Genomic DNA, 22,356 nt, shown 5'->3' with positions numbered 1-22,356 from the left:
AACGCCTCCTGCGTCAAAAAAATCGAGTGGGCGAAACGGCATTACACCGCGCCCGCCTCCGGCGTCGCGCCGCGGGCGTGCGGTGGCGGCCACTCAGTAGCTGATCTTCGCCTCGGCGCGCAACTCGTCGGCCGTGGCGGTGCCGAAACCGAAGAACTCAAGATACGCGGGAATCATTTCAAACAGCATGTCGGTGCCCACCTGCACCGCGCAGCCCTTGTCCAGTGCGGCGCGCAGCAGCGGTGTGTACTCGGACTTCATGACCACCTCGCCGACGAAGGTCGACGGCGCGATGCGGTCCACGTCGAAAGGCAGCGGGTCGTCCTCCTTCATGCCCAGCGGCGTGGCATTGACGACCACGTCGAAGCCGGCCGGATCGTTCGAGCCCGTGGACACGGCGAGCGCCGGATAGTGCGCGCGCAACCGTCCGGCGAGCGCATCGGCCGACGGCGTGTGGGCGTCGAAGAGCGCAATCTGCGCGACGCCCGCGGCCGCCAGCGAAGCCGCAATGGCCGAGCCGACACCGCCGCTTCCCGAAACCAGCACGCGCGTGCCCTCGAGCGCGCGGCCCTTGCGCAGAACGCCGCGCACGAAGCCGGCGCCGTCGAACTGGTCGCCCACCAGTGTGCCGTCGGCGCGCTTGAGCACCGCGTTGCAGGCGCCGGCGATCTTCGCGGTCGGCGTGACCTCGTCGACCAGCGCCATGGTCGTGATCTTGTGCGGCATGGTCACCAGCGCACCCCGGATGTTGGTGAGCCGGAACAGCGCCGCGAATGCCGCCGGATAGTCCTCGGGCTTGACGCCCATCGGCACCACGACCGCATCGATGCCCTGCTTGTCGAACCAGGGGTTGTAGATCATCGGCGCCTTGAAGCTCTCGGTGGGAAAGCCCAGGTGCGCGACGAGGGTGGTCTTGCCGGTGATCATGCTGTCCTTCATTCGCCTTCTTGGATTTACTTGCGGACCTTCGCGATTTCGGCGTACAGGTCTTTCACCACGGCTTCGCCGACCAGGGCGCTGTGCTTTTCCACCACAGGCTTGACCTTGTCGCGAAGGCGCTGCATTTCGGCCGGGCTGAACTCGGTCACCTGCATCCCGGCCTTCTTGAGGTCGGCGAGCGCGGCTTGCGCCTGTCCGCGCGACACCTCGCGCTCGTACTTGGTGGCTTCGTCGGCCGCTTCGGTCATGATTTTCTTTTCGGCTTCGCTGAGCGAATCCCAGAGCTTCTTGCCGACGATCAGCGCCTGCGGGTTGTAGACGTGCTGCGTCAGCGCAAGATGCTTTTGCACTTCGGCGAACTTCGAGGTGCGGATGACCGTGTTCGGATTTTCCTGGCCGTCGACCGCCTTCTGCTCGAGCGCCGGATAGAGCTCGGGGAACGGCATCGGGGTGGCATTGGCGCCCAGGGCGGTGAACAGATCGATGTAGATCGGCGACTGGATCACGCGGATCTTCAGGCCCGCCAGGTCTTCCACCTTGTTGATCGGGCGCTTGCTGTTGGTCACGTTGCGAAAGCCCAGGTCCCAGTAGCCGAGGCCGACGAGATTCTTGGCCGGCAGTTCCGAAAACAGCTTCTTGCCGAACGGCCCGTCGGTCACCGCATCGGCTTCCTGCGGGTTGGCGAACAGGAAGGGAAAGTCGAAGACCGCGAAGGCCTTGATCTGGTTGGAAAGAATGCCGGCGTTGAGAACGGTCATCTCGATGGTGCCGCCCTGAATGGCCGAAACGGTCTGCACGTCGCCGCCGAGCGTGCCGCCCGGGAACAGCTTGACCTGCATCTTGTTGCCCGACTTCTGCGCAACGAGGTCGCCGAACTTTTTTGCGCCCAACGCCTGGGGATGGTCGCCCTGGTTCTGGAACGCGAACTTGATCGAACGCTCCTTGATGTCTTGCGCGACGGCAGCGGCCACGGGGAGCAGCATGGCAATGCCCAGGCAGAGGGCGCGGGTGAGGGTCTTCTTCATGGAGTGTCTCCTAGGGTTTCAGGTCGAGAAAAGGAACGCGGGCTCGGCGTCAGTTGGCAAACCAGCGCATGGGCACCAGCACGAGCGAGGGAAAAAATACAAGCAGGAACATCACGATGAACTGCGCCGTCATGAACGGCAGCACGCCGCGGGTCACCTCGTCCATCTTCATCTTGCCGACGCCCGCCACGACGTTGAGCACGGTGCCCACCGGCGGGGTGATGAGGCCGATGGCGTTGTTGATGATGAACAGCACGCCGAAGTACACCGGATCGATGCCCGCGGCCTTGACCACCGGCATCAACACCGGCGTGAGAATCAGGATGGTCGGCGTCATGTCCATGGCCGTGCCGACGGCCATCACGAGCAGCATGATGGCAATCAGCAGCAAGGTCTGGTTGCCCATGAAGGGCTCGAGCAGGCTGACCAGCTTGCTCGGCAGGTCGGCCACGGTGATGAGCCAGGCGGAAACCATGGCTGCCGCCACCAGGAACATGATCACGGACGTTGTCTTGGCCGCGCTCACGAAGACTTGATAGAGCTGCGCGAAATTCATCTCGCGGTAGACCACCATTGCGACGAACAGCGCGTAGACCGCCGCCACCACGGCCGCTTCGGTCGGCGTGAATACGCCCATCTTCAGGCCGACCAGCACGATCACTGGAAGGAACAGCGCCCACAGCGACTCCTTGAAGGCCTTCGCACGTTCGGCGCCCGTGGCCTTGGGCGGCGGCTGGACGTTCTCGCGCTTGGCGACCCACCACCATGCAACGGCGATGCCGATCCCCAGCATGAGGCCGGGCACGATGCCCGCAAGAAACAGCTTGCTGATCGACACGTTGGCGGCAACGCCGAAGATCACGAAGCCGATCGAGGGCGGAATGACTGGCGCGATGATGCCGGCCGAAGCGATGAGGCCCGCGGCGCGCGCCTTGTCGTGCCCTGCGCGCACCATCATCGGCAGCAGCAATGCGGCCAGCGCGGCGGTGTCCGCAACGGCCGAACCCGAGAGCGCGGCCAGCAGGCAGGCCGCCACGATGGCCACGAAGCCCAGCCCTCCGCGGCGATGGCCGACGAGCGTCAGCGCCAGATTGACGATCCGCTTGGAAAGGCCGCCGACATTCATGATCTCGCCGGCGAGCATGAAGAAGGGCACGGCCAGCAGCGGAAAACTGTCGGCGCCGTTCACCACGTTCTGCGCAAGAATCTGCGCGTCGAACAGGTCGAGGTGGTACATCAGCGCCACGCCCGAAAGCAGCAGCGAATAGGCGATCGGTATGCCCAGCGCCATTGCGGCGAGCAACGAGCCGAGGAAGATGAATACGGTCATGGCGGGTTCAGGCTTTCAGCGCTTGTCGCGGGTCTTGTGCTCGGTCATGTCGTCGCGCTCGAGCTGCGCCAGGTCTTCCGACTCCTTCACCATCACGAGTTCGTCGTCGCCCAGCTTGCCGGTGAGCGCACGCGCCAGGTCGCTCAGCAGGAACACCGCCGCCGAAACGGCGAACACGATGCCCGAGGCGTAGAAGATCGCGGTCGACGCACCGGTCACCGGCGCCTGCACGTCCCAATTGATCTTCGCCTGGGCCAGGCTGCCGCTGAACAGCAGCCAGGTCGCATACAGCATGAGCAGATGGCCGGCCACCAGGCAGATCTTCTTGCCCAGCACCGGCAGGCGCGCCACGAGGAAGTCGGTGCCCAGATGCGCGCGCTCCCTCACCGCCACCACGGCGCCCAGGAACGTGACCCACACAAAGAGCCAGCGCGACACCTCCTCCGAGATGGTGATGCCCGAATTGAAGGCATAGCGAAGCACCACGTTGCCGAACACCAGCACGACCATGATCGCAAGCGCCAGCGCGATCAGTGCGTCGAGCAGCTTGCAGTAGCCGTCGAATATCTTTGTCATTGCGTCTCCTCTTTTCTTCTTCAACAAGTTCTCGTTCAGATCGGACCACGTCCGGCAACATGTCCGTGCGCCGGCTCCCGGCTCCCGGCTCCCGGCTCACGCGACGCTCGGGGACTGGTAGCGCAAGGGGTGGCGAATCTCCGCCTGCATGGCCGGTGGATAGATGATTTCGCGCAGAAAGTTCGCGTCCTTGCGCAGACCGTGCGCCGCATCCGCATGGCCGAAGTAGGCAAAGTAATGCGGCATCTGCTGGATCAGCATCTCGAAGCCGGCCTGCGCATTGAGGCCGCGTGCACGCGCTGCGCGCACCAGCGGCGTCGGCTGGTTGCGCAGCAGAATGTCGAACAGCGCGGCATGCCGCTCCATGCGGGCGACGTCGACGGGCAGCGCGTCGGCCTCGTCCAGCCCCAGCGGCGTGGCATTGATGACCAGGTCGTAGCCCTCGGGTGCGTTGCTGTCGACCGCCACCACACGGGCATCGAAAAACGCATCGAGCTTGGCCGCCACGCCCGCCGCCTTGCCGGCCGAGGTGTCGTAGAGGGCGATGTGCTCGGCACCGTTGACCGTGCCGCCTTCGGCCAGCGCAACGCCGATGGCCGCGGCGCTCACGCCGGCCCCGAGAATCAGCACCCGCTTGCCGCGGAATGGAATGTTGAAGTGGTCCAGCGCGCCCAGGAGGCCCTCGCCGTCGAACAGGTCGCCCTCCAGTTCGTTGTTTTCGACACGGCGCACCACGTTGACCGAGCCGGCCACGCGGCCGAACAAGCCGCATCCGTCGAGCAGGTCGACCGCCAGCGGCTTGTGCGGCGGCGCAATCACCATGCCGCGCACATTGCGGGCCAGGAACGCCGACTTGAGGAACACCGCGAAGTCGCGCAGCGGCACCTGCATGGGAATCAGCACCGCGTCGATGCCGAAACGCTCGAAGACGGCGTTGAACATCTTCGGCAGGCGCACGTTGCGCACGGGGTCGCCGGGGATCAGGTACGCCAGGGTATTGCCGGTGATGGAGGTGGTCATGTCTTGCCCCTTTTGTGCGGCAATCGCTCCAAAGCCGATGCCAGCGCGGACTTTATCCACCTGCCCTGTGGTCCTGACCATTTCGTCATCGAAAATGGACGATCATCGACTCAACACGTTCGCTTATCGTACAAAAACAGGGTTAATCCCGATAAGCGTAGATCGCGACGGCGCCTGCCGCGCGGCACACTCCCCGCCATGAGCACCGACCTCGCCGACCTTTCTCCCGCGCCGCCCGGGCTCGACAAGCGCGACTGGATCGCGGGCCTGGAGCGCGGCGTGAGCATCATCGAAGCTTTCGACGACGCCCACCCGCGCCTCACCGCCAGCCAGGCCGGCGAACGCACGGGCATGACCCGCACGGCCGCGCGGCGCTACCTGCTGACGCTGCAGCACATGGGCTATGTGGCGAGCGACGGCAAGCTGTTCTGGCTCACGCCGCGCGTGCTGCGGCTGGGCCAGTCGTACCTCGACTCGGCGCGGCTGCCGCGCATCGTCCAGCCTTTTCTGCAGCGCGTGGCGGCCGGCACCAACGAGATCGCCTACCTCAGCGTGATGGACGGCGACGAGGTGGTCTACATCGCGCGCAACGGCCCCAACCGCAGCATGAGCACCGGCTACGTGCTCGGCGCGCGCGTGCCGGCGCAGGTTACGGCCGCGGGCATGCTGATGCTTTCGCTGCGCGGCGACGCCGAGCTGGCCGACTGGCTCGCGACCCGGCAGCTGCAGGTGTTCACCTCGCACACCATCGCGAGCAAGGAACGCATGAAGCTCGAACTGGCGCGCATCCGCGCACAGGGGTGGGCGCTTTCGGAACAGCAGCTCGACCTCAACTCGCGCGGCATCGCGGTGCCGCTGCGCGACCGGCACGGCATGCTGATGGGCGCGCTCAACATCACCATGCCCATGGGCCACGAAAGCTCCGAGGATGCGGTGGCGCGCGTGCTGCCGGTGCTGCGCGAAACGGCGCAGGCCATGCGCAACCTGATCTGACCGGGCTCTTTGCAGCGGCATTCGTCGGGCAAGATGATCCCCTCACGCAAAAAGCAATGGAGACGAATTCATGTCCGACGACCACTTCCTGAACGATCAACAGTCCACACGCCGCCAATGGCTGCAGGGCGGCGGCGCGCTGGCCTTGGGAGGCCTGCTGCCTTCGATGGCTTCCGCACAAGCGACCTGGCCCAGCAAGTCGATTCGCTTCGTCGTGCCCTTTGCGCCCGGCGGCAGTTCGGAGATCGTGGCGCGCTCCACCGCCGCCGAGCTTTCTCGCACCTTGGGACAAAGCGTGTTCGTCGACAACAAGCCCGGTGCGGCCGGCAACATTGCCATGAGCGAAGTGGCGCGCGCGACCGACCAGCACACCTTGATCCTCGGGCACATCGGCACGCTTGCGGTCAACCCGTACATCTTTGCCAAGCTGCCCTACGACGCGAACAAGGACTTCAAGCCCGTGAGCCTGCTGGCCAAGGTGCCCAGCCTGTATGTGGTGCACCCCGACGTACCGGCCCAGAACCTGAAGGAATTCATCGCCTACGCCAAGTCGAAGCCGGGCAAGCTGAGCTACGGCTCCGCGGGCAACGGCAGCGCGGGCCACCTGGCTTTCGAGTACCTGAAGATGACCGCCAATGTCTTCATGCTGCATGTGCCCTACCGCGGCACCGGGCCCATGGTGACCGACCTGCTCTCGGGCCGGCTCGATGCCTCGGCCATCGGTGCGGCCGCCGTCCTTCCGTTCATCAAGGCCGGCAAGGTGCGCTGCATTGCCACGGGTTCGGCCAAGCGTTTACCGCAACTGCCCGACGTGGCCACGGTGGCCGAGCAAGGCTTTCCGGGCTTCGAGATGACGCAGTGGTACGGCATGCTTGCGCCGGCCAGCATCGAGCCCGCTCAGTTGGCCAAGCTCTCGGCCGAAACCATGAAGGCCGTGAAGTCGCCCGACTCGATGCAGCGGCTGACAGGCGACGCGGCAGAAGCCATCGGCGGCACGCCCGAACAGTTCGCGCAGTTCATTGCGGCCGAGCAGGCGCGTTGGCAAAAGGTGATTGCAAGGGCAAATATCAAGCCGGACTGAGCCGGGCCTGCATGGCCTCGCGCCGGGCGTTCACGCCAATGGGCGCGACAGCGTTGCGAGCTTCTTCTTCGCGCTTTGCAAAAGGCCGACCTTCTCGACGGGCGGCTGGGCCTTCGTATCCCCGAGCGCGATGATCTCGAGCGCGCCCGGCACGACCAGCTTCGACGCAAGCGGGTCCCGCGGCGCCATGCTGTTGAACCTGGCGCTCGAGATGACGTGCATCTTCAGGTGGCGGTGGATGTTCTTCGACAGCTTCTGGCACGCGGCCTTCATGGCCGATTCATCGGGCATCAGCTGGCCGTGCACGACGAGCAGCTCCAGGGTGCCGTCCTTGTCCTCTTGCAGGATGAAAGCGCGCATGACCGAGTCCTTGAACTTGGTGCGCAGCATGGAGCGGACCGGTTCGGCTGCGGCAAAAGACTTCAGCGCGATGTTTCGCAACTCGTCGTGAAAGATGAACGCGCGGTCGACCGAGAGGGTCTCTGCCTCGTCGGCCTTCGGCTTGTTCCGCTTCAGGATGCCGCTGCCGACGAGGTGCTCGAGCGTGCGCACCGCATCGTCAGGGTCGAGCTTCGAGCGCTTGGCCAGCTCGTTGGAAGAAAACTGTTGGTCGGGCGCCGCGTAGGCAACCATCAGTAGCTTTTGTACTTCGGGGGCGAAGAGGAAATCTGCGGCACTCATTTTTTGCGGTTCGGTTCTCTACGGGACGGACTGCATTATCGAAACTCTCGCGTCTCGGCCATTCCAACCGTCCAAGCGGCTTTCTCCGCGGCGTTTTCGAGGCGTATTCCGTCGTGGTGCATGGCGCAGGCCTACAAGGGCGGTCGGTTCCGGCCAGTAGAACGGCTGAACACGACCAAGGAGCTTCAGCCATGGGCCTCGAACAGATGATCGGCAAGTCCGGGCAAACGGATATTGCGCAAGGCTCCACCCGGTACTGGGCGCCTTGCCTGGGCGTGGCGCTGGTGGCAGCGTCGCTTTTCTATGTGACCTTGAAAGACCTGGTTCAAGAGAGCGCGGCGCGCGCACCGGCCTTGGCACCCGCGGTCATGCCGGCGCACGTCGAGCCCGCCGCACCAGCCGCCGGCAAGCGCGCGTTGCCGGATGAAGTGGCCGGCTCCTCCCCGGAACCTGTCATGCCCATGTCCCCTTACGCGCCCGCTTATGCGCCGCTCGCAAGCGCGAACGTCGGGGCCCCGGTGGTCGCTCCGCAGGAGCCGGCCGCCAAGGCCGCGCCGGCCATCGTCGAGGTGCACAAGTGCGTCATGCCGGAAGGCAATGCCGCCTATTCAGACGGACCTTGCCCCGAAGGCGCGCGCGCGAGCACGCTGCGGCTGCCGCGCGACCTGCACGCGTCGGCGAGCCTTTGAGCGGCGCAAGCTTCTCAGGCCGCCTTCAGGAACACGTCGTGGTCCGGCGCGAAGTTGGCGTGCAGCGGCAGCATCGCACCGCCCAGGGCACACGCCTGCGCACCCGCCCTGCCTCCGTGCAGCTGCGGCGGCCACAGGCCTTCCCAGTTGCATCGCGCCAGTGCGGCGCGTGTCTGGCCGAGCAAGGCTTGCAGCAATGCACGTGACATGGAGCCGTCCATCACCACGTCGGCGAGGTCGAGTACCGCGGTGCTGCTGACGATGGCGTGCGCGAGAGCCAGCGATGCGGAGCCGAGCCAAGCCTGCGTCGCGGCGGCAAAAGGCGGCTGCAGCGCGCGGTCGTCATAAGCCGCGGTGGGGTCCAGCCCTTCACCCTGCAGGCGCTGCTCCAGTTCCCACAGCGAGGCCTCGGCCATCACCTGCGATGGCGGCGCCCCACCGGGCCGCACCGACTGCATCGGCAACGAAGCCAGCGCACCCGCGTTGCCATGCGCGCCCGTGTGCAGGTGCGAATCGATGACCAGCCCGCCGCCCACGAAGGTGTCGACGAAGATGTAGAGAAAGCTCTTCAGGTCGTGCCCGCGCCCGCCGACCAGCTCGGCCACGCAGGCGGCCACCGTGTCGCGCGCAAAGCTCACCGGCACCTCGGTGCGTGCCCGCACCTCGGCCAGCAGGTCCATCTGGTTCCACTCGTCCGCCTGCGCCTTCGACAGGCCCAGCGTGCGGTGCCAGCCGCCCAGCAGGAATGGCGCGACCAGCCCCGCGCCCACGTTGCGCGCGGCGAGCGGACCGAGCCCGTCGCGCAATCGATGGATGTGCCGCGCAATTGCCGGCAGCAATGCGTCCGCATCCGGAAAGTCGTAGTTCATCGCAAACCGTTCGCGCACCTGCGAGGCGAAGTCGATCAGCAGCCATTCGGCACCGCGCCGGCCCACCTTGATGCCGATGGCAAAGGCCCCGTCGGGGTTGAGCGCCAGCGGCACCGAAGGCTGCCCGATGCGGCCGCGCACGCGGCCCTGCTTCACGATGAGCCCGTCTTCCTCGAGCCGCGCGGTGATGAGCCCGATGGTCTGCGCGCTCAGCCCGGTGAGCCGCGCGAGCTCGGCCTTGGGCAGGCTGGTGTGAACGCGCAGGGCCTGCAGCACCACGCGTTCGTTGAACTGGCGCATGCCGACCTGGTTGGAGCCGCGCGGGCGCAACAGGTCGGGCGGGCGCGCGGCGGCTTCTGCATCAGGCATGCGCCTCCGCGGGCAGCTGGTCGGCCGTCATGGCGCCGGTCATCACGGCCACCGTGTCGCTCATGCTGATGTGCTTCGGGTTGAGCACGGCCGCACGCTTGCCGAGGCGCGCCACGTGAATGCGATCGGCCACCTCGAACACATGCGGCATGTTGTGGCTGATGAGCACCACGGGCAGGCCGCGATCCCGCACGCGGCGGATCAGCTCGAGCACCATGTTGCCCTCTTTCACGCCCAGCGCAGCGGTGGGCTCGTCCATGATGACCACGTGCCGCGCGAAGGCCGCGCTGCGCGCCACGGCCACGCATTGGCGCTGTCCGCCCGAAAGCGTCTCGACCGCCTGCGTCATCGACTGGATGCCGACCTTCAGGTCCGCCATGCGCGCGGCGCTTTCCTGCAGCATCTTCTTCTTGTCGAGCATGCGCAGCACCTTGCCCATGAAACCCGGGCGGCGCAGTTCGCGGCCGAGAAAGAGGTTTTCGTAGATGGTCATGGCGGGAGCCACCGCCAGGTCTTGGTAGACCGTCTCGATGCCCGCGCGGCGCGCGTCGAGCGGGTTGCGAAAATGCACCGGCGCACCGTCGAGCAGGATCTCGCCCTCGTCCGGCACCACCGCACCCGAGAGCGCCTTGATGAGCGACGACTTGCCCGCGCCGTTGTCACCGATCACCGCGAGGATTTCACCTTCGCGCAGTTCGAAGTCGACACCGTCGAGCGCCGTGACCTGCCCGTAGCGCTTCACCAGGCCCTTGGCCTGCATCACGATCTTGGGGTTGGCGACTGCGTTCATCAGCGGGCCCCCTTGCGCGAGAGCTGATCCGCAGCGACCGCAAGAATCACCAGCACGCCCGTCACCAGCACCTGGTAGATCGACGACACGCCCATCAGCGTGAGCCCGTTGCGGAACACCCCCACGATCAACACGCCGATCAACGAACCCAGCACCACGCCGCGGCCGCCGAACAGGCTGGTGCCGCCGAGCACCACGGCCGTGATGGCGTCGAGATTTTCGGTCTGCCCCGCGTTCGGATCGCCCACGCCGGTGCGCGCCACCGACAGCAGCGAGGCGATGCCGTAGAGCACGCCCGCCGCCACGTACACGCCCAGCAGCACGCGCTGCGTCGGAATGCCGACCAGGCGCGTGGCCTCGGCGTTGTTGCCCACGGCATAGATGTGCCGGCCCGCGGCTGTTTCGCGCAGCACGAACCACGCGAGCGCATAGAGCACCACCATCAGCACCACGCCCCAGGCCATTTCGGCATTGCCGATGGCGAACGTGGTGCCCAGCCCGGTAAGGCCGGCGGGCAGGTCGGTGATGGTCTGCGAAGAGGAATACAGCTGCGTGATTGCGAACGCGATGTTCAGCGTGCCCAGCGTCACGATGAACGGCGGCAGCTTGATGCGCGTGACCAGCAAGCCGTTGAGCAGGCCGAACAGCGTCGTCACCCCCACGCCGCACAGGATGGCCACCGGAACCGGCAGCCCGAGCTCGGTCGCGAACTTGCTCATGATGATGCTGCCCAACGCCATCACCATGCCGCACGACAGGTCGATGCCGGCCGTGAGAATGATCAGCGTCTGGCCGATGGCGATCACGCCGACCACCATCACCTGCTGCATGATCAGCGAGAGGTTGCCACCCGTCAGAAAGCGGTCGGACTGGGTCGCAAAGAAGATGCATGCGCCAAGCAGGGCCAGCCACGGCCCCAGGGCGCCCCACGGAATGTGGTGCGTCGGAGATTTCGCCATCAGGATGCTCCGGGCCTGCTTACTTCTTGCCCCAGCACAGCTCGGCGCCGGTCTTGGTGTCCTTGCTGTCGACGCCAGCCACGCTCTTGCCGGCGATGAGCGTCACGCCCGTGTCGACGTAGCCCGAGGCCTTCTTGCCCGTCTTGGCATATTCCACGCCCGCCGCCACGCCCATGGCCGCCATCTTGAGCGGGTACTGCTGCGATGTCGCCGCGATCACGCCGGCGTTGGTGTCCTTGATGCCCTGGCAACCGCCGTCGACCGAGACGATCATCACGCCCTTCTCCTTGCCCGCACGCTTCAGCGCGTTGTAGGCACCGGCCGCGGCGGGCTCGTTGATGGTGTAGACCAGGTTCACCTCGGGCGCCCTTTGCAGGCAGTTTTCCATCGCCGTCTGCGCCTTGGCCTGGTCGCCGAAGCTGTCTGCCATGCAGACGATTTCAGGCGCCTTCGACAGCTCGTTCGACTTGGCATCGTTCGCCGCAAGCCCGAAGCCCTTCATGAAGCCGTTGTGCCGCTGCGCGCCCACCGGGTGGCCCGGCAACAGGTCGAGCGCGATGATCTTCGCGGGCTTGCCCGCCATCGCGGCCTTGGCGTATTCGCCGATCAGCACGCCGGCCGTGTAGTTGTTGGTGGCGAAGAGCGCATCGGTCGCATCCGGCGGATCGGCCGGGCTGTCGAGCGCAATCACCATGATGCCCTTGTCGCGCGCCTTCTTGATCGCCGGCACGATCGCCTTGGCGTCGCTCGGCGTGATGAGGATGGTCTTGGCACCCGCGGCAATCATGTTTTCCATGGCCGTGATCTGGCCCGCGTTGTCGCCGTCGGCCTTGCCCGCGCCCGAAAGCAGCTTGGCGCCGAGCTTCTTGGCTTCCTCCTGCGCGCCCTCCTTCATCTTGACGAAGAAGGGGTTGGTTTCAGTCTTGGTGACGAGGCCGATGACGGGCTGGTCGGCGGCAAAGGCAGCGGACGATGCGGCCAGGGACATAGCCGCCAGGGCCAGGATGGAGCGGGAACTGAGCATGTGTGTGTCTCCGTGGGCAGGCGGCATGCGCCTGCGGTCTTGGGATCCGGATGCGGGCCGTGGAAGGCGTGGGCGTCCGGGCGCAGGGAGACTATCCGACAGCGCGGGGACTAAATCAAGTGGATTTAGTTATCGAAAACCCGCAGGGCTTCCCTCATCTTGATGTCGTCAGCGAACCGGACGAACGGCCAGCAGAGCTCGTATTTCCAGACTTCCCCGTCAACCGTTAGTACTCCCCGCTTGGGAAAGTCCGTCAACAACTTGAAGTCCACCACGCCTGGGTTCTCTAGGGAAAATACCTGCAAAAGCTTTTTTGGATCGACTCCACTCGTATAGCTGTTTTCAGAACGTTTCCGAGGGACGGGCCAGCATTCATTCATCCTTTCGGCACGCAAATGCCGCTTCAGAAAATTTTGAGCACTAGTTGCCTCGACCTCCTAGAGGCGAGAAGTTTCGGCATAAAACACGTTCGTGCTCGCATCAACTCCATGGCGGGATTTCTTCGTCTACAAACATCCATTGATAAAGCGACTTTGAATCCTTGCCAGAATCAGGTACACCGATTTTCAAGCTCTTTTCGTCGAACATCGAAATTCCGTGGGACTCGAGTATTTTTAACACGTCGAGCTCCATTGCATCCTGGGTATTTTCACGAACGATTGGTTGCGATGTTGAGCCTCTCTCCTTGATTTTTGCCAAAAATGCATAAGGCGCAATCATTGAGATTCTGAGCAAAAAATCACGCCCAGGCGCAAGGAACAAGACATAACCGAAGCTGATGTCGGTATTCTCGTCAGTATCCTCATTTATGGAAAATCCTCTCCGAATATCTTCAACAACTTTCGCATATGGATTTTTCCCGATTTCATCCAATACAAAAGAGTAGTTTGGTGCTTTAAGATTTTTATACTTAGCCTCGAGGAGGGCAATCCAAGTGCTTTTCATAAGAGTCCTTATGTTTCTGGGCCGGCCGGGTGTCCATGGATCTTTCCTTTTGAATCTTGGTGGACTCTCACCTTACTCTGAGCGCCACCCTTCGGCCCTTCGCCAGCCGGCGTTCCAAATTCGTAGTCCTTCACTCCGGCCGTCCTGGAACTTGTGTTCCGTTTGTCCATGCTTCATCCGTGTGCTTTATCGCTGCACTCCAGTCACAAAAAACACGACGTCGGTTTTCCGACATCCACTCGATTTCGGTACTGAGGTGTGCCTTTTACGTGACCAGTTTGTTTTTGTTGCGAGATATGGGGCGGTACGCGAGGCTGCAGACCGAGAGGATCAATCCATGCAATTGAATTCGATGCATAAACATGCAGGTTCAACCCTCCAGCCAAGGCGATGGGATCTTTGGACACAAACCGTTCGGCGATTGGATCGTCGTACTGATACCGGTTGTAATGCAGCCCCGTTTCCTCATCGAAGTACTGTCCCTGGAACCGGATCGGATTCCTGAACCCTTGCCCTTCTCCCCGCCTCGCTGATCGTCTCCCACGCCTCGCCCCAAGCCTTGTACTGCGCGGACCACGCAATGCTTCCCTCATGGTCCGTCAACTCCTCCGGCGTACCCAGGTGGTCGCACTGATAGAACGAGAACGCCATCCTTGCGCTCGAAGGCGCTCGGCACGCTGCGCTGTTCGCCGTTCCACAGCGGGTCCTGCTCTATGTCATACGCGCGTCCGTTCGCTTCCATCAGCGCCTTCACATCCGGCGTCTCGTTCAGCACCATGGCGCGCGGCTGCCTGATCTGCATCAGCGGCACGAACGAATCGCGCTCGTGGATGTAGTGCACGCTCCATCCTTTCCCTTGCTGCTAGCAGCAACCCAGCTTCAGCGGTTGAGTGACAGGCGGCTTTTTCGTGGCAGAAACTGAAGAACTATTCGTGCACGTCAACGCCTTGCGGTCCTGCGCTCTTGACCAACTCCACATCCGGGCCGAAGTCTCTGTGCGGCTCGTGGCCAGAAAGCTTTTTGTACAGGGCGCACAAGTAGGCAGGCTTGTCCTCAACTTCATCGAGGTCCACTGCTTGAGGTACGACCCAACTCCAGAGCTTCTCGATCTGACCAGATGACCAGATGTATTCCAGGGCTTCCAAAACTCTTTGCTTGCTCACCGGGCCGAAGCTGTCGAAGTCCACCTTCATTGCATCGAACAGCTTGGCGCGCCAAGGCTCTTCGTTGATATGGAATTCATCGAGCTCGTCACCACCCATGGCGAGCAGGCGGTAGTACATCTTATGAACGTAGCGGGGAAATATTTGTGTTGCCATGGATTCGACAAAACGACAGGATTTAGCGCCTTCTCCTCCCATAGCTTTCAAATAAATCGCCATCCCGTCAGAATTTAACTCAATACCGCGTGCGACACGAGCAAAATATATCGCTATTTACTCTCAACCCTATATCGAGCAACACGTGCAACATTCTCATCAACATCTTGGAGCAGATGCTGAAGTATCTCAGGCGGGGTCTTTGCGTTAGCTGCGATTTTCTGCCGCACCAGAGAATCTGAATCCTTGGATAAAACAAAAAACAAATCAGGTGGCAACTTTCGCTTCTCAGCAATCATTGAGCGCACAGTGGGATTTCCCTTTTCCACTAGCATTCTTTTGATTTCGTCGGGAATTGTACGGTTTTGCGCCACATCCAGATGCCTCGCAGCATCGCAGTTAATAATTTCCATCCAGACATCAAGAGAAGCCGAATAAAATAGGGATCTATTTACATCCATTTCATCTTGGCTGGAAGATAAAGCCTTAAAACGCTCTGCGGATTCAATCATGACTTGGCATTCTTGCATTTAAGACCTTTAAGGTCCACAGTTTTTCTCAAGCAGATGCGTGCGCACGTATGTCAAAAGCTCCGCCGCCATGCGGGGATCGAATCGTTTGAGCAAAAAGAGGTAAAGCGGGATAGGCGTTGCGTCCTCTTCTTTATCGGGGTCCCATCCGCCGCCTTCTTCATAGAAGCAGCAGACAGCGCATCGAAGGAGGGCCGCAAGATCCGGTCGTTCGCTTTCAAGGCGACGAGAAAGCCGCACTAGCTCGACTCTGCATGCACTTCGCACTCCGTCACTATTGGCAGTGCCGAAACTGGCAATTGCCGTTTGAAGGTGTTGAACCAGCAAATCCAACTCAAGAGACGGACTGATTTCTTGTGCGCCCTGCCTCCGTCGGATGGATGCGAGTAAAAACTCGGCATACATCTTCATCATTCGGCCGTAAGTAACCTCGCCCTTCGTCAGTTCGTACTCGAGAAGTTCGAGTTCTTCTTCTTCAGCATCGCTGAATGGTCCATTCATTTTTTTGCTCCATCACATACGCCAAGCCGACGCATCACATGTCCACACGAACTACAGAACGGAAGAGCTACCCCATCATTTCTGACGGTAGTCGAAGTGGCGCCATGAACAACCTTGCGAAGCTCGGCAACATTCGACACATTGTGCTGGTTGGCAACTCCGCTAAGTGCGTCCGGTTCACCGCACCATGAATGCGTTGGGGATTGCAGTTCCTCCGGCACGGAGTCATAGAGTTCCTTGACCACAGGGTTGCTGGCACCACTTCCGCCGGCTCGTCCGCTGTAGCCCACCGCGGCCTCTGGAAGCGCCCCTCCTTCTATAGTCGTCCGAGTGCCCTTGTTATTTGGAGTAATTCCTTTTTGGCGTGCGAGACCTAGTGGATCAATCCATTCGACCGGGTTAGGAACGAACTGGTGCAAATTGAAGCCACCGAGTAGGCCAACCGGATCTCGCGAGAGGAATCGTCCTGCATACGGATCGTAGTACCGGTACCGGTTGTAATGCAGCCCCGTTTCCTCATCGAAATACTGTCCCTGAAACCGGATCGGATTCCTGAGCCCCGCCCTTCTCCCCGCCTCGCTGATCGTCTCCCGCGCCTCGCCCCAGGCCTTGTGCTGCGCCGACCAGGCAATGCTTCCCTCATGGTCCGTCAGTTCTTGCGGCGTACCCAGGTGGTCGCATTGATAGAACGCCATCTCCTTCCCGTCGAAGGCGCTCGGCACGCTGCGCTGCTCGCCATTCCACAGCGGATCCTGCTCGATGTCGTACGCGCCGCCGTTCGCTTCCATCAGCGCCTTCACATCCGTGGTCTCGCTCAGCGCCATGGCGCGCGGCTGCCTGATCTGCACCAGCGGCACGAACGAATCGCGCTCGTGGATGTAGTGCACGCTCCATCCCTGCCCCTGCTGCTCGTTCAGCGCAGCGGTGCTTTGGGTGCTCTCGAATGCAAGCACGTCGCCGTCCCATCCGAACGAGGTGGTCGCGTCGCGTGACCGTTTGGCGACGCGGCGGCCCAGCGGGTCGTAGCTGAATGTGGTGGTAATGCCATCGGGATCGGTAGCGGCCGCCATGCGACTGAAGCCGTCCCATGCGAAGACGGTCTTGCGCCCGTTCTTCACGCGCTCAACGAGATTGCCGCGTTCGTCATGGCGGTAGCTGGTGCCGGCGTACTCCTTCAGCAGGTTGTCGAGCAGCTTGTTGGCCGTGCGCTGCACCGGGCCTTCAGCCAAGGCAGGGTCGACGATATTGCCCGCAGGATCGAAGGCGAAGACCTCGCGGCCGAGCCGGCTGTTGGCTTCGAGCAGGCGGCCGACCGGGTCGTAGCGGTAGTCCAGCCGGCCGCGGCGGCTGTCGCCAATGGCGGTGAGCTGGCCGGCCTTGTCGTAGGTGTAGCGGCGGCTGAGCTCCAGCGCATCGGCAGGGCCGCGGCCGGTTTGCGAAATGCGTTGCTCCAGCAGCCGGCCGGCGGGGTCGTACTTCTGGCGCTGGCTCAGGCCGTTGCCCTGCTCCCTGGCCACTTCGCGGTGCAGGTCGTCGCGCTCGAAGCCGAGAATGTCTTGCCCGTCGACAAGAAGGCCGTGCACATGGCCAGAACCATAGGTGAGCCATTGGGTCACGTGGCCGTCGGGGCGAGTGGTGGCAACACGCTCGTTGAGCTCGTCGTAGCGGTGCTGCCAGACCGCCGTGCGCGCATTCGCAAGGTAATGGTGATGCTCGCGCGTCAGGTTGCCCGCCGGGTCATAGAACCACTGCAAGCGCGCATCGCGATTGGCGGCCTGCACCAAGCGGCCATTGCGGTCGTACGCGAAGTGCTCCAGCTGGCCTCCCCCGGCATTCCGCTCGACAAGTCGGCCGAGTGAATCGAACTGCAGCTGGGTCGCGTGGCCGGCCTCGACCACTTCGGCGAGCGTACCGGTGGTTGCCTCGTGGCGATAGTGCGTGGTCTTGCGGTCGAAGCCGGTTTCTTCGAGCAGCCGTCCTACGGGGTCGTAGTGAAAGTTGTAGTGGCTGCCGTTCTCGTTCTGCAGCTCTGTGAGCCGGCCCAACAAGTCCCAGTGGTATTTGAGCGAGCGGCCGGCAGCGTCGGTGCGGCTCGCGATGAGGCCTGCGCGCGTGTAGCTGTAGCGGGTACGCCGGCCGAGCGCGTCGGCGTGTGCGAGCAGACGCCCTTCGGCGTCGTGCGTTAAGTGCTCGCTGGTCTTGTCGGGCAGCACGATTTCTTCGAGTTGGCCACTGGCATAGCGATAGCCGGTGGTGTTGCCTGCTGCGTCCACGGCCTTGGTCACACGGCCACGCTCGTCGTACTCCCATCGGCTGGTCTTCGCGGAGCAATCGGTGTAGCTGAGCAATTGCCCTGACGGGGAATAAGCAAGCGCCTTCACGCCGCCCTTCGCATCGGTAATGCGCACAGGCCGCCCGGCCTTGTCATAGGCGTACTCGATCTTGTGGCCCAGCGGATCGATCTCTTCCGTCAGATGACCCTGTGCGTCGTAGCCGCGCTTCCAACCACCGCCCTCGGCATCGCGGATGCCGGTGAGGCGGTGCTGGCTGTCGTACTCGAAGTGCACCCGGCTGCCGTCGGCACGGGTGTGCGTCTGCAGGTTGCCGTCTTCGTCGTAGCTGTAGTCGTCGGTGGTTCCGTCGGTATGCACATGCCGCGTGACGTTCTTTGCATCGTCGCGGAAGAACCATTCCTCCAGCTTGTCGGGGTGGATGATTCGGTAGGTGTAGCCCTCGATGTCGTAGTAGTGCCAGGTCTCGCCTCCCAGCGCATCGGTGACATAGGTCAGGCGGATGTTGGCGTCCCACTCCAGCTGCAGTGCAAAGCTGCCGTCGTCGGACCACTCGCGCACGGCCTTGGCGTCGGCGCCGGTGCCGTTGTATTCCAGGTTCATGCCGCGGCCGGTGCGGTCGGTGTAGCGGGTGACAAGGTGCTGGCTGTAGGTGTAGCTCCAGCTGGCGCCGTTCTCGTCCTGCGCGGCAATCAGGTCATGTTCGGCATCGTGCGTGTAGGCGGCCAGCTGGCGCACGACCTGGCCTTCCTTCAGCTCCCACAGCGACTGGACGAGGCCGGTCTTTGCATCGGGCTGGGTGCCGACGTGCGCCATCACCGCATCGCCCTGCTTGCTGATGATGTCGCTGAGCACCTGCTCGCCGGTAGAGGCGATCACGTGGTCGTAGCGCAGGCCGATGGATTGGCCGTCCTTGGCCTGCTGCGCGACCAGGCGAAAGTGCGGCTGCTCGCTGTCGACCAGTTCGTAGAGCTCGCGCCAATCGGCTTGCTCTCCCGCGGGCAGCGGCTTGCCGAAGTCGAGCGCCAGCAAGGTCTCGCTGAGGCGCGAAACCGTTATTTCCTCGATGGCATCGCGATGCGCCTGTCCGACGGCCAGCACCGGATACGCGTGGCTGCGCCCGTCGGCTGCGCGATAGACCAGACTCGCGCGTCCCTTGCGAGCGCCGCGCAAGGGCGTCGTGATGTCCACGCGCATGCTGTAGGGCGTGATCCATCGTGCACCCAGGCTGCCTCGGTCGAAGGCGTCCAGGTCGCTGGCGTAGGTGCGCGCCCATTCGATGGGCAGCGGCGCGGCAAGGACAAAATCGGTGTGCGTGAAGCTCTCATTGCCGGTCGCGAGGCTGATCGAAGCGCCGATGCGCGCCGGCGCAGGGCAGTTTTTTCCGCAGTCGGGATTTCCCGTGGGCGGTGCCTGCTTGCCGATGTGGCCGAGCGCCGTACCCGGCTTGGCCTTCTCGGCCTTGGCCCCCGCCTGCGGCGACACGATGGCCGACCCCTTGCCTTTCTTGCGCAGCAACGCATCCCGCAGCTTGTGCAGCAGCCACATGATGCTGGCCTGCGCCTCCCGGTCCGCCAGCTTCGACAACTGCCCGCGCAGTAGCCGCTTGAAGTCCAGCATCTGCGCGATGACGCCGTCGACCCGGCTCGCGACACCCGCGGGCAGTTGGCTCGCCGCCGCCTTGGCCACGTAGTTCGCAGACTCCTTGGTGTAGCGCACCGCACTGCCCCACATCCGGCTCCAGGTGCTTTGCGTCTTCGGGTCGTGCACCTTCGTTTCCGCCGCGCCGGGTCTGGCGACGGTGAACAGGTCCTTCTGCCCCAGCACGCGCCGAAGAATGTCCACGAGGTTGTCGATGATCTTGTCGGCCAGGTCCGCGCAGCTCTTCAGGATGCCGTCGAGCTTGTCTATGGCGCCGTCGATGAACTTGTCGAGCTCTCCCACGATGGTGGCATTAAGGTGCCCGACCAGCGTGGTGACGATCGCCTCGCCCAGGTTGGAGGTGGCGCTCTTGAGCTGCTGCTTCACCAGGTGCAGCGTGGGCCGCAGGCTCATGCGCGCCGCCGCCATGGTCGGCGGCAGCGGGATCAGCCCGATCAGGTTGATGCCCAGGCTCACCCAGACCAAGAAGGCCTCGACGCCGTCCTTGGCTTTTTTCTCGACGATGTTGATGATGTCCAGGAACACATCCACCAGCGCCATGATGTTGCCGACGATCGGAATGCTGCCCAGCACCATGGTCAGCCGCTCCAGCGTGACATAGCCGCCGCTGAACGAGCGCAGCCAGTCGTCCACCGCCTTGCTGGCCGCCGCGATGTCCTCCTTGACGATGGTGTTCAGGGGGGCGACCGCGGTCTGGGGTTCGCGCTGCGCCGGCGCCTTGGTGCCTTCCGTCCCTGACATTTTTTCTGATTCCCCCTCAGTTGATGTTCGCGCCCTGGAACTCCAGCTGCTCGAAGGTGCTGCCCGTGAAGTCCACGCTGCGCCCTTGCAGGCCCTGCGCATGCACCACGGTGCCGCCGCAGTTCAGCACGCCGACGTCATTCCAGCGGCCGCCCGCAAAGCTGATGTCGTCCCATTGGCACTGCGTGAAGGTGCTGGTGCCGATGCTGCCGCCGTCGAAGTTGGCGCGCGTGAAGCTGCAGTTGACGAAGGTGCAGCCGGTAATCGATATGCCGCTGAAGTCGCACTGCGTGAAGTTGCAACCGGTGAACTGGCAGGCGCTCCAACCCGCCTGCTTGAAGCTGGTCGCGGTGAAGCTGGTGCCCGCGAAAGTCGAGCCGGCGAACTGCGCCAGTCCCAGGTCGAGCCCTGCGTAGGCGAAGCTGTCGGCCTGCCCCACAAGGCCCGCCGGCGCTCCGCCTGCGCCTTTGCGCCACATGTCGTGGGCCAGGATGATCAACTGCGAGCTCACGTCAGCGGGCTCCACCCTGAAACGACCTTCTCGGTTTCGATTTCGCTCAACAGCCAGCCGGCTTCGGCGTTGCCGTTCCTCTGCGACTCCGCGGCCCAATAGGCAGCCTTTGCGATATCCGTGCCGTTCATGTAAAGGTCATAGGCAAGGTTGTGCTGCGCAATGCTGTGGCCACCCTTGGCCGCCATCGAAAGCCAGTGCATCGATTGATCGGGATCGGAGAACGTGAAGGTGTAGTACAGCGAGAGCCGAAAGGCGGAGTCGGCGTTGCCGGCTTCCGCCTTTGCCATTAGCGCAAGGCGTTGCTCGTCAGTGAGCGCATAGCTCTGAGCGCCCGAAATGGGAGAGAGAGACGAGTCCGAAGCGGAAGCATCGTTTTCCATGAGCTGTTCTCCATTGCGTTAGGCGCTCAGCGGCTCCCCGCTTCGCGCAAGATGTCGCCGAGGGATGATGACCTGGCAACTCAGTTGCCGGGCTGCTTGCGCGCTGGGGAACGCAAGGCTTCGATTCTCTGCAGCAGCCGTTGCGCATCCACATCGCCATTCCTGTGTGCCTGCGCGGCCCAGTGCGCGGCTTGGGCCACGGTGCCGCCGTCCAATTGCAGGACCACGGCAAGGTCATACTGCGCCGTCGCCTGGCCTCCCTCGGCCGCCCGAACGAGCCAGCGCCGCCCCCGCACGCGGCCGTCCTGATGCACGAAGTGGTAATACTTCGAAAGCCGGAACGCGGCCTCGGCATCCCCGGCTTCGGCCTTCGCGACCAGCGCGGCCTCTTCGTCGGATGTGAGCGAGGCGGACTGCAGCGCCTCGATCTCCCGCAGCAGCCGGCCTGCATCCGCGTCGCCGTTCTTGCGTGCCTCGGCGGCCCATCTCGCGGCCTGTGCGAGGTCCTTGCCGTTCATGTACAGGTCGACGGCGAGCTCGTACTGGGCCGGCGCATGGCCGCCCTCGGCCGCCAGCTTGCGCCAGCGCCGTGTCTGCGTGCGGTCCTGGTGCACGAAGTTGCGGTACCTTGACAAGCGGAACGCGGCCTCGGCATCGCCGGCTTCGGCCTTCGCGGCCAACGTGGTCTGCTCTTCGGGCGTGAGCATGGCGGACTGTGCGGCCTCGATCGCCCCTAGAAGCCGGTCCGCATCGGGACTGCCATTCCTTCGGGCCTCCGCGGCCCACTGTGCGGCCTGGGCAAGGTCCTTGCCGTCCGTGCTCAAGTCGGAGGCGAGGTTGGATTGCGCTACCACATGGCCCGCCTTGGCCGCCACCGACAGCCAGTGCGTGCGCTGATCAGCGTCCGAGTGCGTGAAGGTGTAGTGCTGCGAGAGGCGAAAGGCGGCCTCCGCATCGCCGGCTTCGGCCTTCCTGGCGAGATCGATCCGCTGCGCGTCGTCGAGCGCATAGATCTGCGCGCTCGATGTGGGCATGTCCTTGTCCATGGGATGTGTCTCCGTGGCCTGAGAGAGAGAAAAAACCAACGCGAGCAGTATCGGCATCGCGCGCAATGGGCTGGTGGCTTGC

24 protein-coding genes are annotated in these 22,356 nt (G+C 63.5%); 3 read left to right on the top strand and 21 right to left on the bottom strand.

Going from position 1 to position 22,356, the window contains the following annotated elements; translation table 11 throughout:
• Positions 1–93: 93 nt before the first annotated feature.
• The 5 genes from QFZ42_RS06640 to QFZ42_RS06620 form a co-directional block, all read right to left on the bottom strand.
• Positions 94–927 carry a shikimate dehydrogenase family protein gene (locus QFZ42_RS06640; protein ID WP_307704182.1) on the bottom strand — a complete coding sequence of 278 codons (834 nt, stop codon included), beginning with the start codon at positions 925–927 and terminating at the stop codon, positions 94–96.
• 26 nt (positions 928–953) lie between these two features.
• On the bottom strand, positions 954–1,964 hold the full coding sequence (locus QFZ42_RS06635) for a TRAP transporter substrate-binding protein (protein ID WP_307700199.1): 1,011 nt from the start codon (positions 1,962–1,964) through the stop codon (positions 954–956).
• A 49-nt stretch (positions 1,965–2,013) separates the two neighbouring features.
• The gene (locus QFZ42_RS06630) at positions 2,014–3,294 is read right to left on the bottom strand and encodes a TRAP transporter large permease subunit (RefSeq protein WP_307700198.1); all 1,281 of its coding nucleotides are present in this window, start codon (positions 3,292–3,294) and stop codon (positions 2,014–2,016) included.
• Positions 3,295–3,309: 15 nt separating this feature from the next.
• A complete protein-coding gene (locus QFZ42_RS06625) occupies positions 3,310–3,870 on the bottom strand; it encodes a TRAP transporter small permease (RefSeq protein WP_307700197.1) in 561 nt (186 codons plus the stop codon).
• A 96-nt stretch (positions 3,871–3,966) separates the two neighbouring features.
• Positions 3,967–4,890: a shikimate dehydrogenase family protein gene (locus QFZ42_RS06620; RefSeq protein ID WP_307700196.1), complete on the bottom strand. Its 924-nt coding sequence runs from the start codon at positions 4,888–4,890 to the stop codon at positions 3,967–3,969.
• Between the two features lie 198 nt (positions 4,891–5,088).
• Between QFZ42_RS06620 and QFZ42_RS06615 the strand changes: the two genes are divergently transcribed.
• Together QFZ42_RS06615 and QFZ42_RS06610 are read left to right on the top strand one after the other, a co-directional pair.
• Complete coding sequence (locus QFZ42_RS06615) at positions 5,089–5,883, top strand: IclR family transcriptional regulator domain-containing protein (RefSeq protein ID WP_307700195.1); 795 nt, start codon at positions 5,089–5,091, stop codon at positions 5,881–5,883.
• A 70-nt stretch (positions 5,884–5,953) separates the two neighbouring features.
• Complete coding sequence (locus QFZ42_RS06610) at positions 5,954–6,964, top strand: Bug family tripartite tricarboxylate transporter substrate binding protein (RefSeq protein ID WP_307700194.1); 1,011 nt, start codon at positions 5,954–5,956, stop codon at positions 6,962–6,964.
• Positions 6,965–6,994: 30 nt separating this feature from the next.
• Here QFZ42_RS06610 and QFZ42_RS06605 read toward each other — a convergent pair whose 3' ends face one another.
• Positions 6,995–7,645 carry a hypothetical protein gene (locus QFZ42_RS06605; RefSeq protein ID WP_307700193.1) on the bottom strand — a complete coding sequence of 217 codons (651 nt, stop codon included), beginning with the start codon at positions 7,643–7,645 and terminating at the stop codon, positions 6,995–6,997.
• A 191-nt stretch (positions 7,646–7,836) separates the two neighbouring features.
• Between QFZ42_RS06605 and QFZ42_RS06600 the strand changes: the two genes are divergently transcribed.
• The gene (locus QFZ42_RS06600) at positions 7,837–8,334 is read left to right on the top strand and encodes a hypothetical protein (protein WP_307700192.1); all 498 of its coding nucleotides are present in this window, start codon (positions 7,837–7,839) and stop codon (positions 8,332–8,334) included.
• A 14-nt stretch (positions 8,335–8,348) separates the two neighbouring features.
• Here QFZ42_RS06600 and QFZ42_RS06595 read toward each other — a convergent pair whose 3' ends face one another.
• The 15 genes from QFZ42_RS06595 to QFZ42_RS06525 all read right to left on the bottom strand — a co-directional run bounded on the left by QFZ42_RS06595 (position 8,349) and on the right by QFZ42_RS06525 (position 22,274).
• Positions 8,349–9,572, bottom strand: a complete 1,224-nt coding sequence (locus QFZ42_RS06595; RefSeq protein WP_307700191.1) for an ROK family transcriptional regulator — start codon at positions 9,570–9,572, stop codon at positions 8,349–8,351.
• Positions 9,565–10,362: an ATP-binding cassette domain-containing protein gene (locus QFZ42_RS06590; protein WP_307700190.1), complete on the bottom strand. Its 798-nt coding sequence runs from the start codon at positions 10,360–10,362 to the stop codon at positions 9,565–9,567. The genes QFZ42_RS06595 and QFZ42_RS06590 overlap by 8 nt, the downstream gene beginning before the upstream one ends.
• On the bottom strand, positions 10,362–11,321 hold the full coding sequence (locus tag QFZ42_RS06585) for an ABC transporter permease (protein ID WP_307700189.1): 960 nt from the start codon (positions 11,319–11,321) through the stop codon (positions 10,362–10,364). The genes QFZ42_RS06590 and QFZ42_RS06585 overlap by 1 nt, the downstream gene beginning before the upstream one ends.
• A 19-nt stretch (positions 11,322–11,340) precedes the next feature.
• Positions 11,341–12,345 carry a sugar ABC transporter substrate-binding protein gene (locus tag QFZ42_RS06580; RefSeq protein WP_307700188.1) on the bottom strand — a complete coding sequence of 335 codons (1,005 nt, stop codon included), beginning with the start codon at positions 12,343–12,345 and terminating at the stop codon, positions 11,341–11,343.
• Positions 12,346–12,825: 480 nt separating this feature from the next.
• On the bottom strand, positions 12,826–13,290 hold the full coding sequence (locus tag QFZ42_RS06575) for a hypothetical protein (protein WP_307700187.1): 465 nt from the start codon (positions 13,288–13,290) through the stop codon (positions 12,826–12,828).
• A 203-nt stretch (positions 13,291–13,493) separates the two neighbouring features.
• Positions 13,494–13,745 carry an RHS repeat-associated core domain-containing protein gene (locus QFZ42_RS06570; RefSeq protein ID WP_307704181.1) on the bottom strand — a complete coding sequence of 84 codons (252 nt, stop codon included), beginning with the start codon at positions 13,743–13,745 and terminating at the stop codon, positions 13,494–13,496.
• Positions 13,746–13,755: 10 nt separating this feature from the next.
• Positions 13,756–13,941, bottom strand: a complete 186-nt coding sequence (locus QFZ42_RS06565) for an RHS domain-containing protein (protein ID WP_307700186.1) — start codon at positions 13,939–13,941, stop codon at positions 13,756–13,758.
• A complete protein-coding gene (locus QFZ42_RS06560) occupies positions 13,880–14,131 on the bottom strand; it encodes a hypothetical protein (protein ID WP_307704330.1) in 252 nt (83 codons plus the stop codon). Before QFZ42_RS06560 ends, QFZ42_RS06565 begins: the two co-directional genes overlap by 62 nt.
• An 85-nt stretch (positions 14,132–14,216) precedes the next feature.
• Positions 14,217–14,672 (bottom strand): hypothetical protein, encoded by a 456-nt coding sequence (locus tag QFZ42_RS06555; protein WP_307700185.1) that lies wholly within the window; start codon positions 14,670–14,672, stop codon positions 14,217–14,219.
• 50 nt (positions 14,673–14,722) lie between these two features.
• Positions 14,723–15,121 carry a hypothetical protein gene (locus QFZ42_RS06550; protein ID WP_307700184.1) on the bottom strand — a complete coding sequence of 133 codons (399 nt, stop codon included), beginning with the start codon at positions 15,119–15,121 and terminating at the stop codon, positions 14,723–14,725.
• Positions 15,122–15,148: 27 nt separating this feature from the next.
• Positions 15,149–15,640, bottom strand: coding sequence for a hypothetical protein (locus tag QFZ42_RS06545; RefSeq protein ID WP_307700183.1), 492 nt, complete (start codon positions 15,638–15,640; stop codon positions 15,149–15,151).
• Positions 15,637–20,334 carry an RHS repeat-associated core domain-containing protein gene (locus tag QFZ42_RS06540; RefSeq protein WP_307700182.1) on the bottom strand — a complete coding sequence of 1,566 codons (4,698 nt, stop codon included), beginning with the start codon at positions 20,332–20,334 and terminating at the stop codon, positions 15,637–15,639. The genes QFZ42_RS06545 and QFZ42_RS06540 overlap by 4 nt, the downstream gene beginning before the upstream one ends.
• Before the next feature lie 16 nt (positions 20,335–20,350).
• Positions 20,351–20,845 (bottom strand): pentapeptide repeat-containing protein, encoded by a 495-nt coding sequence (locus QFZ42_RS06535; RefSeq protein WP_307700181.1) that lies wholly within the window; start codon positions 20,843–20,845, stop codon positions 20,351–20,353.
• Positions 20,842–21,228, bottom strand: a complete 387-nt coding sequence (locus tag QFZ42_RS06530) for a hypothetical protein (RefSeq protein ID WP_307700180.1) — start codon at positions 21,226–21,228, stop codon at positions 20,842–20,844. The genes QFZ42_RS06535 and QFZ42_RS06530 overlap by 4 nt, the downstream gene beginning before the upstream one ends.
• Before the next feature lie 80 nt (positions 21,229–21,308).
• Positions 21,309–22,274 (bottom strand): hypothetical protein, encoded by a 966-nt coding sequence (locus QFZ42_RS06525; RefSeq protein WP_307700179.1) that lies wholly within the window; start codon positions 22,272–22,274, stop codon positions 21,309–21,311.
• Between the last annotated feature and the right edge of the window lie 82 nt (positions 22,275–22,356).

Source organism: Variovorax paradoxus (assembly GCF_030815855.1).
Taxonomy (GTDB): domain Bacteria; phylum Pseudomonadota; class Gammaproteobacteria; order Burkholderiales; family Burkholderiaceae_C; genus Variovorax; species Variovorax paradoxus_M.
This window is presented reverse-complemented; position numbering and strand designations above follow the sequence as displayed.